The sequence below is a fragment of the Bradyrhizobium sp. USDA 4538 genome, assembly GCF_024171045.1.
In the GTDB taxonomy this organism is placed as follows: domain Bacteria; phylum Pseudomonadota; class Alphaproteobacteria; order Rhizobiales; family Xanthobacteraceae; genus Bradyrhizobium; species Bradyrhizobium australafricanum.
Genome location: NZ_JALJZE010000001.1, coordinates 2,456,264 through 2,471,361, shown reverse-complemented (window position 1 = coordinate 2,471,361; position 15,098 = coordinate 2,456,264). Strand labels below are relative to the sequence as shown.

General features: G+C 64.3%; 13 protein-coding genes. 9 read left to right on the top strand and 4 right to left on the bottom strand.

The features are described from left to right. Positions 1-277 precede the first annotated feature (277 nt). Both J2R78_RS10860 and poxB read left to right on the top strand, forming a co-directional pair. Positions 278-1,240 carry an alpha/beta fold hydrolase gene (locus tag J2R78_RS10860; RefSeq protein WP_253604312.1) on the top strand — a complete coding sequence of 321 codons (963 nt, stop codon included), beginning with the start codon at positions 278-280 and terminating at the stop codon, positions 1,238-1,240. Between the two features lie 111 nt (positions 1,241-1,351). Then, positions 1,352-3,088 (top strand): ubiquinone-dependent pyruvate dehydrogenase, encoded by a 1,737-nt coding sequence (gene poxB, locus J2R78_RS10855; RefSeq protein WP_253604311.1) that lies wholly within the window; start codon positions 1,352-1,354, stop codon positions 3,086-3,088. Positions 3,089-3,147: 59 nt separating this feature from the next. On the opposite strand, the gene cycA is transcribed toward poxB, so the two are convergent. Beyond that, positions 3,148-3,543 carry a cytochrome c-550 CycA gene (gene cycA, locus J2R78_RS10850; protein WP_028333007.1) on the bottom strand — a complete coding sequence of 132 codons (396 nt, stop codon included), beginning with the start codon at positions 3,541-3,543 and terminating at the stop codon, positions 3,148-3,150. A 235-nt stretch (positions 3,544-3,778) separates the two neighbouring features. Here cycA and J2R78_RS10845 point away from each other — a divergent pair, with 235 nt between their 5' ends. After that, positions 3,779-5,272, top strand: a complete 1,494-nt coding sequence (locus J2R78_RS10845) for an FAD-linked oxidase C-terminal domain-containing protein (protein WP_253604310.1) — start codon at positions 3,779-3,781, stop codon at positions 5,270-5,272. 124 nt (positions 5,273-5,396) lie between these two features. Here the strand turns inward: J2R78_RS10845 and J2R78_RS10840 are convergent, their stop codons facing one another. Next, complete coding sequence (locus tag J2R78_RS10840) at positions 5,397-5,810, bottom strand: hypothetical protein (protein WP_253604309.1); 414 nt, start codon at positions 5,808-5,810, stop codon at positions 5,397-5,399. Positions 5,811-6,132: 322 nt separating this feature from the next. On the opposite strand from J2R78_RS10840, the gene J2R78_RS10835 reads away from it, so the two are divergent. Continuing rightward, positions 6,133-7,278 (top strand): acyltransferase, encoded by a 1,146-nt coding sequence (locus J2R78_RS10835; protein ID WP_253604308.1) that lies wholly within the window; start codon positions 6,133-6,135, stop codon positions 7,276-7,278. 142 nt (positions 7,279-7,420) lie between these two features. Here J2R78_RS10835 and J2R78_RS10830 read toward each other — a convergent pair whose 3' ends face one another. Then, positions 7,421-7,903 (bottom strand): putative quinol monooxygenase, encoded by a 483-nt coding sequence (locus J2R78_RS10830; protein WP_225162242.1) that lies wholly within the window; start codon positions 7,901-7,903, stop codon positions 7,421-7,423. 397 nt (positions 7,904-8,300) lie between these two features. On the opposite strand from J2R78_RS10830, the gene J2R78_RS10825 reads away from it, so the two are divergent. The 4 genes from J2R78_RS10825 to J2R78_RS10810 all read left to right on the top strand — a co-directional run bounded on the left by J2R78_RS10825 (position 8,301) and on the right by J2R78_RS10810 (position 12,268). Continuing rightward, positions 8,301-8,921 carry a hypothetical protein gene (locus J2R78_RS10825; protein ID WP_253636008.1) on the top strand — a complete coding sequence of 207 codons (621 nt, stop codon included), beginning with the start codon at positions 8,301-8,303 and terminating at the stop codon, positions 8,919-8,921. A 152-nt stretch (positions 8,922-9,073) separates the two neighbouring features. Then, positions 9,074-10,312, top strand: a complete 1,239-nt coding sequence (locus J2R78_RS10820; RefSeq protein ID WP_253604303.1) for an FAD-binding protein — start codon at positions 9,074-9,076, stop codon at positions 10,310-10,312. Next, the gene (glcF, locus tag J2R78_RS10815; protein ID WP_253604301.1) at positions 10,309-11,625 is read left to right on the top strand and encodes a glycolate oxidase subunit GlcF; all 1,317 of its coding nucleotides are present in this window, start codon (positions 10,309-10,311) and stop codon (positions 11,623-11,625) included. The genes J2R78_RS10820 and glcF overlap by 4 nt, the downstream gene beginning before the upstream one ends. A 214-nt stretch (positions 11,626-11,839) precedes the next feature. Then, positions 11,840-12,268, top strand: a complete 429-nt coding sequence (locus J2R78_RS10810; protein ID WP_253604299.1) for a histone — start codon at positions 11,840-11,842, stop codon at positions 12,266-12,268. 130 nt (positions 12,269-12,398) lie between these two features. Here the strand turns inward: J2R78_RS10810 and J2R78_RS10805 are convergent, their stop codons facing one another. Next, on the bottom strand, positions 12,399-13,481 hold the full coding sequence (locus J2R78_RS10805; protein WP_253604297.1) for an IS630 family transposase: 1,083 nt from the start codon (positions 13,479-13,481) through the stop codon (positions 12,399-12,401). A gap of 476 nt (positions 13,482-13,957) precedes the next feature. On the opposite strand from J2R78_RS10805, the gene J2R78_RS10800 reads away from it, so the two are divergent. Beyond that, positions 13,958-14,953: a TorF family putative porin gene (locus J2R78_RS10800; protein ID WP_057018099.1), complete on the top strand. Its 996-nt coding sequence runs from the start codon at positions 13,958-13,960 to the stop codon at positions 14,951-14,953. The last annotated feature ends 145 nt before the right edge of the window (positions 14,954-15,098 follow it).

The following is a 15,098-nucleotide window of genomic DNA, read 5'->3' as shown; positions in this document are numbered from 1 at the left end:
TCCAGTGGCGTCCCGGTTTCGATGAAGCCTCGCGTCTGATGGCGAAATTGCCACCGCCAATCTATGAAATGACTAATGACGCAGGTATGAACCCGCTATCCACAGGCTGGGCGCATTGTGGACAACTCCGCGCCGGGCGCGAGCCGGATAATCGACAATTGGCTTTGCGAACAAGAGCATGCCCTGGCAGGGGGCACATCCGCGCGAAACCTGATTTCGGCTTCGTCGTAATTGTCAGGTGCCCAATCAGGTGCCTAAGACCTTTCGGATCCCCTCGATGTTGACCGCAATCATTGCGCTGGCGGCCGCAGGGCTGGCCCTGGCGCTGGTGACACAGCTCGGCGCCCTGCTGATCCAGCGGGCCTTCCCGCCGCAGGGGCGAATGATCGATGTGGCCGGGGCGCGGCTGCATGTGGTCGAACTCGGCCCGCGCGACGCGGTCGGGCCGCCGGTCGTGATGCTGCATGGTGCAAGCTCCAATCTCCGCGCGATGCAGCCGCTCGGCGATCGCGTTGCCAAAGCGCGCCGGGTGATCCTGATCGATCGGCCGGGTCACGGCTGGAGCACCCGCGCGCGCGTCGCGGATTCGACGCCCGCGATCCAGGCCCGGATGATCGTGGAGGCGCTGACCAGGCTCGGCGTCGAACGGGCGATCGTGGTGGCGCATTCCTGGGCCGGCGCGCTCGCCCTGCGCATTGCGCTGGATCATCCGGACCGCGTCGCCGGCCTCGTGCTGCTCGCGCCCGTCGCCTATCCGTGGCGCGGCGGCGCCGGACGCTACAATGATGCGATCTCGACGCCTTTGATCGGGCCATTGCTCGCGCACACGATCACGCTGCCGCTCGGTTTCCTCGTCGCCAATTCGGCCGCGCGCGGCGTGTTCGCGCCGCAGCCGGTGCCGGCCGATTTCGTCCGCGACAGCGAGTCATTGCTCCTGCTGCGTCCGCGCGAGTTCATCGGCAATGCGCGCGACCTCGTCACGCTGAAGGCGGCCGTTGTCGAACAGGCCCCGCGCTATGCCGAGATCAGGGCGCCGCTGTCAATCATTTCGGGCGACGTCGACAAGACGGTCTCGACTGGCATCCACTCGCGGCCGCTCGCCGCATCGGCGCCGAACGCGAAGCTGATCGTGCTGCCGGGCACAGGCCACATGGTGCAATACGTCGCGCCCGATGTTGTGGCGTCCGAGATCGAAACGATGGCCGGCCTGATGGTGCCGGACGTGGCGACGGCGCAATAGCTGCCGCGCGTTTGCGCCGCGCGAATGTGATCCGGCAAGGCTTGCGCCGCCGCGTGGCGCCGAACATCATGCGGCCCACGCGGTTTCGGATTGCAGCAAAGGACACCTCTCATGCGGATCGACAACATTGCCGACCTCATCGCTGAAACCCTTGCCCAGGCCGGCGTCAAACGCATCTATGGTGTCGTCGGCGACAGCCTCAACGGCCTGACCGAGGCGTTGCGCAAGCGCGGCACGATCGATTGGCTGCATGTGCGTCACGAGGAGGTGGCCGCGTTCGCCGCCGCCGCCGAATCCCAGATCACGGGCGCGCTAGCGGTGTGCGCGGGCTCCTGCGGTCCGGGCAATCTGCATCTTATTAACGGCCTGTTCGACGCGCATCGCAGCCGCACGCCGGTGCTGGCGATCGCGGCCCAGATCCCCTCCGCTGAAATCGGCGGCGGATATTTCCAGGAGACCCATCCGCAGGACCTGTTTCGCGAATGCAGCCATTATTGCGAACTGGTGTCGGATCCGGCGCAACTGCCCTACATGCTGGAGAACGCGATCCGCGCCGCGGTCGGCAAGCGCGGTGTCGCCGTATTGGTGCTGCCGGGCGACGTCGCGATGCGGACGGCGCCGAAACGCGACATCGCACCGAATGCCGGCCTGCTGCCGCCGGCGCCGGTGGTGCGTCCGGCCGAATCTGAGTTGAATGCGTTGGCGACGCTGCTCAATGGCGCACGGCGCGTCACGCTGTTCTGCGGCCGCGGCTGCGCCGGCGCGCATGACGGCTTGATCAAGCTCGCCGAGACGCTGAAGAGCCCGATCGTGCACGCGCTCGGCGGCAAGGAATATGTCGAATACGACAACCCCTATGACGTCGGCATGACCGGCTTCATCGGCTTTTCGTCCGGCTATGCCGCCATGCATGGCTGCGACGTGCTGCTGATGCTGGGCACCGATTTTCCCTACAAGCAGTTCTTCCCGACCGGCATCAACATCGCGCAGGTTGATATCCGCCCCGAAAATCTCGGCCGCCGCTGCAAGCTCGATCTCGGCATCGTCGGCGACGTCGGGGAGACCATCGCCGCGCTGCTGCCGAAGCTCCATGTGAAGACCGACCGCAAGCATCTCGATGCGAGCCTCGCGCATTACAAGGATGCCCGCGCCGGCCTCGACGATCTCGCCCGCGGCAAGCCGGGCTCGAGCCCGATCCATCCGCAATATCTGGCGCGCCTGCTCAGCGAGCAGGCGAGCGAGGATGCGGTGTTCACCGCCGATGTCGGCACGCCGACGATCTGGGCCGCGCGTTATCTGAAAATGAACGGCCGCCGCCGTCTGGTCGGCTCCTGGGTCCATGGCTCGATGGCCAATGCGATGGCGCATGCGATCGGGGCGCAGGCGGCGCAGCCCGGCCGGCAGGTGGTGTCGATGTCCGGCGACGGCGGCTTCGCCATGCTGATGGGGGATCTGATCACGCTGACCCAGGCCAAGCTGCCGGTGAAGGTCGTGATCTTCAACAACAGCGTGCTCGGCTTCGTCGCGCTGGAGATGAAGGCCGCCGGCTTCATCGAGACCGGGGTCGATCTGAAGAATCCGGATTTCGCGGCGATGGCCCGCGCCATGGGCATTCACGGCGTCAGGGTGGAGGATCCCGGCGAGCTCGAGGGTGCGATCCGCGACGTGCTCGCGCATGACGGCCCGGCCGTGCTCGACGTCGTGACCGCGACGCAGGAGCTGTCGATGCCGCCGACCATTACGCTGGAGCAGGTGAAGGGATTCAGCCTGTGGGTGCTGCGCGCGGTGATGAGCGGCCGCGGCGACGAGGTGGTCGATCTCGCCAAGACCAATCTCCTGCCGCGCTGATCGCGGTAACACGTCCGCCCTGGCTTGCGCGCAGGGCGGACGACGTCCGATACCGCCGATTACTGCTTCTGCTTGCCGTCCTTGTCGAACGACGAGACGTAGGCCCAGAGATTGTTGGCTTCGTTCTCGTTCTTGATCCCGGCGAAGGCCATCTTGGTCCCGGGGATCTTGGCCTTCGGATCCTTGATGTATTCGAGGAAGGTGGCCTTGTTCCAGGTGATGCCGGAATTCTTGTTGGCATCGGAATAATTGTAGTCCGGCGCGGAGCCGGAATGGCGGCCGTCGAGGCCGTTGAGCTCGGGGCCGACCTTGTTCTTGGCGCCTTCGCCGATGGCGTGGCAGGCGAGGCATTTGTTGAACGAGGTCTTGCCGGCGGCGGCATCCTGCGCCAGCGCGGAGGATGCGGAAGCCAGCGATGTGACGACCGCCAGCGCGCTCAAGGTCTTTAGGTTCATGGGGTTCTCTTCGTTTCGTCCCGGGAGGTAGTGATCGTTTGTGGCATGTCCGGCTTGGACAGGACAAGCCACGAAACTTTGACAGGTTTCGCGGCCGCCCGCTTGTCCGAGAGAGAACTCGCCATTGCGGGGTGGGGCAATCCGACCTTCGGCCGGTGCACTGAAACAGGTGCAGACGTGATTGATTTGTCGTAACAAATCGGCGAAGGGCAAAAGCCCAGCCGAGGGAACAACGATGTCCATCATGATGCCGGCGGCCGACCAGGCCGTCCTCGCTCGCCGCGCCGAAATCGTGGCCGCCTTGCGCGCAATCGTCCCGGGCGAGGGCGTGATCGACAGCGCCGCCGAGATGCTGGCCTATGAATCCGACGGCCTGACCGCCTATCGGCAGCCGCCGATGGTCGTGGTGCTGCCCGATACCACCGAGCAGGTGTCAAAGGTGCTCAAATATTGCCAGGGCCAAGGCATCAAGGTGGTGCCGCGCGGCTCCGGCACCTCGTTGTCCGGCGGCGCGCTGCCGCTTGCCGACGGCGTGCTGCTCGGGCTCGGCAAGTTCAAGCGGATTCGCGAGATCGACTTCGAGAACCGCGTCGTGGTCACCGAGCCCGGCGTCACCAACCTCGCGATCAGCCAGGCGGTCGCCCATGCCGGCTTCTACTACGCGCCCGATCCGTCGTCGCAGATCGCCTGCTCGATCGGCGGCAATGTCGCGGAAAATTCCGGCGGCGTGCACTGCCTGAAATACGGCATGACCACCAACAACGTGCTCGGCTGCGAGATCGTGCTGATGAGTGGCGAGATCCTGCGCATCGGCGGCAAGTCGGCCGAGAATGCCGGCTATGATTTGATGGGAATTATCACCGGCTCGGAAGGGCTGCTCGGCGTCATCACGGAGATCACGGTGCGCATCCTGCAGAAGCCGGAGACGGCGCGCGCGCTGATGGTCGGCTTCGCCGAGGTCGAGGCGGCCGGCGAATGCGTCGCCCGGATCATCGGTGCCGGCATCATCCCGGGCGGCATGGAGATGATGGACAAGCCCGCGATCCACGCCGCGGAGGCGTTCGTTCACGCCGGTTATCCGCTGGACGTCGAGGCGCTCTTGATCATCGAGCTCGACGGCCCCCAGGTCGAGGTCGACGAGCTGATCAAGCGGGTCGAGGCGATCGCGCAAGGCTGCGGCTCGACCTCCTGCCAGATCTCGACCTCGGAGGCCGAGCGCAACCTGTTCTGGGCCGGCCGCAAGGCGGCGTTCCCCGCGGTTGGGCGCATCTCGCCGGACTACCTCTGCATGGACGGCACCATCCCGCGCGGCGCCTTGCCGAGAGCCTTGGCGCGGATCCGCGACCTCTCCGAGAAATACGGCCTCGGCGTCGCCAACGTGTTCCACGCCGGCGACGGCAATCTGCACCCCTTGATCCTCTACGATGCCAACAAGCCGGGCGAGATCGAGAAGGCGGAGGCGTTCGGCGCCGACATCCTGCGCTGCTGCGTCGAGCTCGGCGGCGTGCTCACCGGCGAGCACGGCGTCGGCATCGAGAAGCGCGACCTGATGCCGGACATGTTCACCGAGATCGACCTCAACCAGCAGCAGCGGCTGAAATGCGCCTTCGATGCCGAGGGCCTGCTCAACCCCGGCAAGGTGTTTCCGACCCTGCACCGCTGCGCCGAACTCGGCCGCGTCCATGTCCACGCCGGCAAGCTGGCCTTCCCGGATATTCCGCGGTTCTAAAGCATGATCCGGAAAAGTGCGAAGCGGTTTTCCCTCGCGACAAACGCGGAACGCGTTTGCGCGGAGATCATGGTCAAACAAAGAGCTAAAGCGCGATGACGATTCAACCCGATCTCATCGCGCTTTAGTACCGTCTGAGTAGCCCCGACGCCGCGCCGCTATCGCCATAGGCGGCACAGGCCCCTTCCGGGTCTCTGATCAACGCCGCCCGGACTCGCTTGAAGGTCTTGCCGGCCGCTTCGGACACCTCGGGGCGGAATTTGCGCGGATCGTAGTCATTGCCGTCGTGAGCCTTGATGGCCGCGTCGAAGGCATTGATCATGGCCATCGCGGCGTCGGGGCTGCCGAGAAGTCTGGCGCCCGTCTGAACGCCGCCGGCACCATTGGCCTCATAGCCGGTGCATCGTTGTTCGAGCACCGCGGCTGCGGTCGCGAGCTGGTCGAGGAACGTCGCCTCGGCGTCGGTGAGCATGGCGGCACCCGCCTGTCCCGGCGCGATGATCGCGAGCAGCGCGATGGCTGTCAGTTTGATGTGCATCGTGGTGGTTTCTCCCGGCGGAGCCGCGATCAAATCAACGATTGCCGAATGACGATAACAAGCCCTGCTTCCACGGCATCAGGAGCCACGTCAGCTATTGGCCCCGAAGCTAACATGCGTGAGCGTGCGCCCAGGGCCACCAACGCGCGAGCGCCGGTCGATACAATTCGACGGATCGCCCTAGCCATTCGATAACCTTAACCGATGCTTGCCGCGGTGGCCGGCGCCCGCGCGTCGCTGCAATTACAGCGCGGACCCATTTACACGGCCTTAGACTGTTGCTCGGTATTTTCCGCAGATGCAAGTCTTCGGGAGCACATCGATGCCCAGCCTGGCCGATCAGCTGGCGCTTTCGCGCAATCGGCCCGCGGGTTTCGACTACATGCGGATCGCGCTGGCGGCGTCGATCATTGGCCTGCACAGCACGAACGTGACGCTCGGGCTCGGCCGCGCGCTGGAAATCCAGAGCACGCTGCGCATCGGCGTCGCGATGATCCTTGCGCTGTTCTTTGCCCTGAGCGGCTTCCTGGTGACCGCAAGCCTGCTCCGGTGCAAGAGCCTGATTTCCTTCCTCGGCCTGCGCGTGTTGCGGATCGGGCCGGCGCTCGCGGTCGAAACCACGCTGTCGGCAATCATCATCGGCTCGGTCTTCACCGAGCTGCCGTTGGCGCAATATGTCGCCGATCCGAAATTCCACGCCTATTTTCTCAATATCGTCGGCGACATTCATTACGAGCTGCCGGGCGTATTCCTGCACAATCCGCTGCCGGATCTGGTGAACGCCCAGCTCTGGACCGTGCAGTATGAGCTGTGGTGCTACGTCATCCTGGCGCTGCTCGCCGTGCTCACGATCTGCTTCAACCGGCTGGCGTTCCTGGGGTTCATGGTGATCGTCCAGATCGGGCTCATCGCCTACGACATCTACCGCTGGGACGAGGTGCCGATCCAGCTTCGCCCGCACCTTCTGGTGTTCTGCTTCCTTGCCGGCGTCGGCTTCTACCTCTGGCGCGACAAGGTGCCGTTCAACCGCACGCTGTGCCTGCTGGCGCTGGTGCTGTGCGCCGCCGGCATGGCGACCGGGCGCGGCGACGCGCTGGCTCCCGTGCCGGCCGCCTATGTCGCCTGCTATCTCGGCCTGATGAATCCGCGGCGGAGCTGGATCGTCTCGTCAGGCGATTACTCCTACGGGCTTTATCTCTACGGCTTCGTCATCCAGCAATGCGTCGCCACCTTCGGCCCGCCGGTCCAGCACTGGTATCTGAACCTCCTGATCAGCCTGCCGCTCGCCTTCGGCGTCGCCGTCGTGTCCTGGCATCTCGTCGAGAAACGCGCGCTTCGGCTCCGAACCCAGGTCGAGAGCCTCGAGGCGGCGGTGCTGTCGCGGATCTCGATCGTCGGCTTCTGGCGCAGGCCGCCCGAGCGGGCCGGCTTGCGCGCAACGCTCGGCAACAGCGGCGCGTCGATCTGACCCGCGCCGGCGGGAAGGACGAGCTTCGGTTCTGATTGAATCAGAACCGAAGCTCTCGCTTCTTGTCTTGACGCGTTTTCTTCACGCGAACCGGGTCCACTTCGCTCGAAAACGCTCTAGCATCCTCCCCGCCCCGCTTTCTTCACAGCAGCGCGTATTGCGACCGCTCGCGCTTGGCGAGCAGCGGCAGCGCCTGCTCCGCGATGTAGGTCTTGAAAGCCGCGCTGTCCTGGTGTGCCTTGAACGCGGCTTCGTCCTGGAACAATTCGTAGAACAGGAATTGCGCCGGATTATCCTTGCCGCGGCCGATCAGGAACAGCTTGGTGCCGGGGTCCTTCTGCGCCTCGGGCAGGAAGCCGTCGAGGATTTCCGCCACCTTGTCGGCCTGTCCCTCCTTGGCTTCCCATTGCGCCACAACCAGAAGGCCTGACGTGTTGATCGCGTCGCTGATGGTTCTCGTGCTCATCGCATAGTGCTTCATTGGCATTCCTCCATTGCTGTGCTCCGATCGAGCTTGCGATCCGGCCCAGGGCGAGACGCCGGCGATCGCCATGATCGCGAACGAGCCGATGGCCGATCGTCGGGTGAGGATCATCGTCGTGGTCGAAACTTCCGAACGTTTCATGTTCGCCTCCAGATGATTCGCGCCAACCGTCCTGCCGGCCGAACCGCAACGCGAGAGGTAGTGGATCGTTCGGCGAACCGAGTTCGGCGATGATCGAAATGTCGATGTTGTGAAAACAGTTCGGCAATGATCGAAGTGTTGCAGCAGAGACCGCACGACGCGATTTTCCCGATATCGGCGCTTGCCACGCTGCGACGCATGGAAGCATCGCGCTAACGGCGGCTTAAGTCGCCTGTCGTACAGTTCCGGCATGGTCAAGGTCACAGACATCGGAGGCCTCGAAGGGCGTATGTGCGGTCATCTGGCGGCCAGCCTCTGCGCATTCTTTGCCGGACCCGGCTGCGATGGTGCCGGCCAGAAAGGCGGCTTCATCGCGCGCACCTGCCCGAGCGACTGGGTGGCCGCCGAGCAGGCGCTGCTCGACGTCGGCGTGATGCATGTCGAGCCGGTCGGAGCCGACGACGCCGTGACAAGGGCCGTGTTTTCGATGAATGCGGCAGAGATGCCGGATTTCCTCGCTGCTTCGATTGGCGACGGCGACCCGCGTATCGTGCAAATCGTGCAGTCCTTTGTCGCCATCGCCTGCGGCGGCTACAGCCGGGACGTCCTGTCGGACCAGCGCGACTGGTTCGAACCTCCTCCCGGATACGCGACGGCGATGAAGTGGCTCGCACGCCACGGATACGCCGAACGGGAGCAGCACGCGTTCCGCTGGACCGACAGGATCGGGCCGGCGATGCGCGCCAGCCAGATATGGAACGATCAAGACCGATCCGTCGAGGCAAGCGAACGCATCGAGCGCGATGCCGAGTGTGAGCTGATCTGGTCGACCATGCCGGACACGCTCAAGCGGGGGGTCAAATCAGGCCGGGTCAGCTTCTTCGATTTGGTCAAGGCGCTGGCGCTCGGATGGAGGGACGGCCGGTGGCGCGCCCACAGAGGTGACGAGCCCTTCGAACTCTCGGGCCAAACTCTCCTGGCGCGGCGAATTTTTGAGCTGGCGGGACGTTCCGAGTAGGGCAGCCTGACCGCGGTTTCCATGCCTGCCGGATGGCGCCAAGCCCCGGCCGCCGGGCCCTTCCGTCGGGATTACGAGGTCGGCTTGCCGCATTCAGACGTTCGTTCGGTGCGCATTTGATTTCGGCGCGAAATTTCGTTACCGCCTAGCGTGTGGATACGCTCAAGGTCAGAGACGCAAAAGACGTCGAGGAAGTGGTGCGCGCGGCGGTTGCCAGCGAGCAGCCGCTTGAGGTCATTGGACATGGATCGAAGCGCGCCATCGGCCATCCGATGGCGACCAATGCGCTGCTCGACGTCTCGGCGCTGAATGCGGTCACCTCCTATGAGCCGAACGAACTGATCATCACCGTGCAGGCCGGCGCGCCGCTCGCCGACGTGCAATCCCTGATCGACGCCAAGAACCAGCAATTCGCCTTCGAGCCGATGGACACGTCTGTGCTGCTCGGCACCGCGGGCGCCGGCACGGTCGGCGGCATGATCGGCGCCGGACTGGCCGGTCCCCGCCGCATCAAGGCCGGTGGTATCAGGGATCATCTGCTCGGGGCGCACGCGGTGTCCGGGTTTGGCGACAGCTTCAAGACCGGCGGGCGGGTGGTGAAGAACGTCACCGGCTACGATCTCTGCAAGCTGCTGACCGGTTCCTGGGGCACGCTCGCGGTCATGACCGAGGTCACGCTTAAGGTCATGCCGAAGCCGGAAGCCGAGCGGACGCTGCTGCTGCGCGGGCTCGACGACGTCACCGCCAACAAGGCGATGACGGCGGCGCTGGGTTCGCCCTTCGACGTCTCCGGCGCCGCGCATCTTCCGGGTTCGGCGTTGCGGACCGGGGGCGGTGCGCTCGCCGGCCTCGCAGCCTCAGGCCATCCGGTCACGCTGGTGCGGCTGGAGGGGATTTCGGCGTCGGCGGCACATCGGGCGGCCTCGCTGAGCCAGACGCTCTCGTCCTATGGAACGGTCGACAGCCTCGCCGACGATGCGTCGGCCGCAATCTGGAGCGCGCTGCGCGACGTGGTGCCGTTCGCGGCGAACGGCGCGCTCGCAGCCTGGCCGGTGTGGCGTATCGTTTGCCCGCCGGCCTCTGGCGGCGCGCTGGGCCAGGCGTTGTCGCGCGCCACCGGCGGCGACGTGATCTACGACTGGGGCGGGGGGCTGATCTGGGCCGCGCTGCCGTCGGGCGCCGACGCCCAGGCCGCGCTGGTCCGCGGCCAGGTCGAGGCCATCGGCGGACACGCCACCCTGATCCGCGCCGCCGAGGATGTACGCCGGGCGGTCGATGTGTTCCAGCCGCAGGCGGCCGGGCTTGCCGCGCTCGGTGAACGGGTCCGGGCGAGCTTCGATCCTAGGTCCGTCCTCAACCGCGGCCGGATGATGCGAGGCGGGGCTGCATGAAGACCGAGTTTTCCCTGGCGCAGCTCGCCGATCCCGACATCAAGGAAGCCGACAAGATCCTGCGCGCCTGCGTGCATTGCGGCTTCTGCACCGCGACCTGCCCGACCTATGTGCTGCTCGGCGACGAGCTCGATAGCCCGCGCGGCCGTATCTACCTGATCAAGGAGATGCTGGAGAAGGACAAGCCGCCGACGGCCGACGTGGTCAAGCATATCGACCGCTGCCTGTCGTGCCTCGCCTGCATGACGACCTGTCCGTCGGGCGTGAACTATATGCACCTCGTCGACCAGGCCCGGGTCCGGATCGAGCGGGATTACCAGAGACCGCTGACCGAGCGGCTGCTGCGGTGGGTACTCGCCCTCGTGCTGCCGCGGCCGGGCCTATTCCGGATCAGCATGATCCTGGCCGGGCTCGCCCGTCCGTTCGCCGCATTGCTGCCGACGCCATCGGTCGGTGCGTCGAGCCCGGGTCTGCTGCGGCGGATCAAGGCGATGCTGGCGCTTGCGCCGCGCGGCCTGCCGCAACCGGGGCCGGCTGCGGGAACCGTGTTTGCGCCGATCGGCCGGCGGCGCGGCCGGGTCGCGCTGCTGCAGGGCTGCGCCCAGCAGGTGCTGGCGCCACGCATCAATCAGGCCGCGATCAATGTCCTGACCAGGCACGGCGTCGAGGTGGTGCTGGTCAAGGACGAGCAATGCTGCGGCGCGTTGACCCATCACATGGGACAGGACGGCGACGCGCTGGCGCGCGCGCGGGCCAACATCACAGTGTGGCAAAGGGAAGCGGACCAGAACGGGCTCGACGCCATCCTGGTGACGACCTCGGGCTGTGGGACAGTTGTCAAAGACTACGGCTACCTGCTGCGCGAGGACAAAACATTCGCGGAGCCGGCCAAGCGAATCTCGGCGCGGGCAAAGGATATCACCGAGTATCTCGCTGGCCTCGAGCTCGCGCCTTCAACACAGAAAGGCGACGTCACCGTCGCCTATCACTCCGCTTGTTCGTTGCAGCATGGACAGAAAATCACTCAACTTCCGAAAGAATTGCTTTCCAAGAATGGATTCGTGGTGAAAGATGTGCCCGAGAGCCATTTGTGTTGCGGTTCGGCGGGGACCTACAACATTCTCCAGCCCGACATTGCGAGCAGATTGCGCGATCGCAAGGTCGCCAATATTGCGCTTGTCAAACCGGACATGATCGCTGCGGGCAATATTGGCTGCATGGTTCAGATTGCCGGCGGTACGTCAGTTCCTGTGGTGCACACGATTGAGCTTCTCGATTGGGCGACAGGAGGTCCCCGGCCAGGATTGAATTGATCGACTGCCACTCGAGCATGATCCGGACCTCAGCCTTGCCCTGACGCAACGTGAAGGACCGGCGCTTCCTTGCCACAGACGCGAAGCGATCGCGCGGCCATCATGCCCGACAAGCGAAGTGGAGGGTGCCTCTCTTCGAGGTGCAGCCAACGTCCGGCAAGCGATCACTTCAATGCGCCCGGTGGACTCAGATAGCGGCAACAGGAGGACCACGATGGCGAAGTCGAAGAAGGCGAAGAAAAGCAAGAAGGCCAAAAAGGCCAAGAAGGTGGTAGCGGCGAAGAAGAGGTCCGCGAAGAAGTCGGCCAAGAAGGCTGCGAAGAAATCCGCCAAGAAGGCTGCAAAGAAATCGGCGAAGAAGTCGGCCAAGAAAGCTGCAAAGAAAACGGCAAAGAAAGCCGCCAAGAAGGCTGCGCCGAAGAAGGCCGCCAAGAGGGCTGCCAAGAAAGCCGCCGCCAAGAAGAGCGCGCCGAAGAAGGCCGCTGCTCCGAAGAAGGCTGCCGCGCCGAAGCCGGCGGCTCCGGTCGCGGCACCTCCGGCGCCCGAGCCCGCGCCGCAGCCGGCGCCGAGCTGGGCCACACCGAGCCACGAACCGGCGCCGGGCTGGATTGCCGGATCGGCCGACGGGGGCGAGCACCACTAGAGCGTTTTCGAGCGAAGTGGGCACCGGTTCGCGTGAAGAAAACGCGTCAAAACAAGAATCTAGAGCTTCGGTTCTGATTCAATCAGAACCGAAAATGCTCTAGTGTCCTGAACCAAAAGTTCATGGCATTTTATGCCTTGGCGGGCAGATTGTAAGCGCAGAAGCGTTCGATTGAGCCGAGAATGTCGTCAGCTGATTTGGTCCATCGGAACGGCATTGGGTCAGCGTTGTGATGGTCGATGAAGGAGGCAATCTCGGCCCGTAGCGCCGCCACACTGCGATAGATGCCGCGCCTAATCTTACGCTCGGTGATGAGTGCAAAGAAGCGTTCGACCTGATTGAGCCAGGATGAACTGGTTGGCGTCAGGTGGACGTGCCAGCGCGGCCTCTTTGCCAGCCAGTTGCGGATCAACGGCGTCTTGTGGGTTGCGTAATTGTCCATGACGAGGTGGACGTCCAGATCGTCTGGAACCGCAGCTTCGATCTCATCGAGAAACTTGCGGAACTCTTTGGCACGATGGCGTCCATAGCATTTGCCAATGACCCGGCCGGTTGCGACGTCGAGGGCGGCAAACAGCGAGGTGACGCCATGGCGTTTGTAGTCGTGACTACGGCGCGCCGGCTGGCCAGGTCGCATGGGCAGCATGGGCTGGCTGCGATCCAGCGCCTGGATTTGCGACTTCTCATCGACACACAGTACGATGGCGCGCTCGGGCGGAGCTACGTAAAGGCCGACGATGTCGCGAACCTTGGCGACAAAGTCGGGGTCGGTTGAGAGCTTGAAGGTCTCCAACCGATGCGGCTGCAAGCCGAAAGCGCGCCATATACGCTGTACTGTTGAGACTGACAGCCCGCTGGCCCGCGCCATGCTGCGCGAACTCCAGTGGGTGGCCCCGGGAGGCTGGGTCTCAAGGGTGCGAACGATCACCGCCTCGATCCGGGCATCCTCAATCGTGCGTGGCGTCCCCGATCGCGGCTCGTCCCAAAGACCTTCAAGCCGATGCTCGGAGAACCGCCGCCGCCATTTGCCGACCGTGTCGGGATCGACAGCCAAACGGGCCGCCACGACCTTGCTCTGCTCGCCCTCAGCACAGGCCAGGACGATCCGAGCCCGCAGCGCCAACGCCTGAGCAGTGCTTCGACGCGACGCCAACGATGTCAACTCAGCACGTTCCACCTCATCAAGCTCCAGCGGAGCAAAGCGCCGACCCATCGCCAATCCTCCCCAAATCAGGAGAGTCCGCTATCATCGAGTCGATTTGGAGTCCGCCGAACTTTTGATTCAGGACACTAGGCCGCTGCCACATTGCCGAGGTTCAACTGATCGAAGCCGCAGCGCGCAACGCTGCGGCTTCTTCCGTAGGTGCGACGACAATCCGTGCTTTTACGGGCACGGCGATTCGCACCGAACGCTCTCGCGCCGAGCCGACTGTTGCCGTTTCCCTGTCCGAATGACCCGTTCAACCGGTGCGGGAGCAGCAGTCTTGTGGTGCAAATGCAACACCCGCAAGTCAACATGCGGCAAGATGGCTAGAACGCCTAAAAAGGCGGCACATGCATGTCTTTTTGGCTTCACGGTACCGTGCACGGGCCTCAGATTGATCCACGCGATTTAGTTGCAGTCCGTTAGCGCGCGCCCTGGGGGGCCACCGGAGCTGGGCTGTCTGGAAAAGTTAGATGGGGATCGTCATGAAGAAACTGGCTTTGTTAGCAACGGCGCTAGCAATGATTTCGAGCTCGGCAATGGCAGCTGACATGGCGGTGAAGGCCGTCAAGGCGCCGCCGCCGGCTCCGTTCGACCCGTGGGACATCGCCTTTGGCGCCGGCATCATGAGCGACTACATCTTCCGCGGCGTCACCCAGTCCAACCACAATCCGTCGGTCACCGCCTATTTCGAGCCGCGCTACAACGTCAGCAAGGACCTGCAGCTGTACGTCGGTACGTCGACCGAAAGCATCTCCTTCGCCAACCGCGCCGCGGCTGAAGTCGACGTCTACGGCGGTATCCGCCCGACCTTCGGCGCCTTCGCCTTCGACATCGGTGTCTGGGGTTACCTGTATCCGGGTGGAACCTGCTATTACGGCGGCGGTGCCGTGGCCGACTTCGCCGGCAATCCGCTGAGCGCCGATTGCCAGGCCAACACCCTCACCAACCTCGCGGTCATGAAGAAGGACGTCTCGTTCTTCGAAGTCTATGGCAAGGCGACCTGGACCATCAACGACAACTGGGCGTTCACCATCAACGAATACTACTCGCCGAACTTCCTCAACACCGGCGCCTGGGGCAACTACTCCTCGATCATCGGCAAGTACACTGCGCCGAGCACCGTGTTCGGCAGCAGTGGCGTCGGCATGTATGTGTCGGGCGAGTTCGGCCGGCAGTGGCTCGGCACCTCGGACAGCTTCTACGGCGTCCCGGCGTTCCCGAACGGCATCAAGTATGCCGACTACAACACCTGGAACATCGGCATCGGCTTCACCTACAAGGTGTTCACGCTCGATCTGCGCTACTCCGACACCGACATGTCGAAGGGTGATTGCAGCGCCTTCACCAGCGACTTCACCGCGGGCGGAACCACTGCCGTCACCCCGATCAATCCGGGTGGCACGAGCTCCAACTGGTGCGGCGCGGCCGGCATCGCCAAGCTCTCGGTTGACCTGACCGCGATGTCCAACCTGAAGTAATCACTCCTTCGGGAGATCGAGGGGCGGCAGAGCAATCTGCCGCCCCTTTTTGTTTTGGCCGGCCAGGTCTGATCGGCACAGGGGACAATAACGAAGGCGCTCGCAAGACCTGTGGGCTGCCGCTGGAGTAAGCCGCAATCCGTGG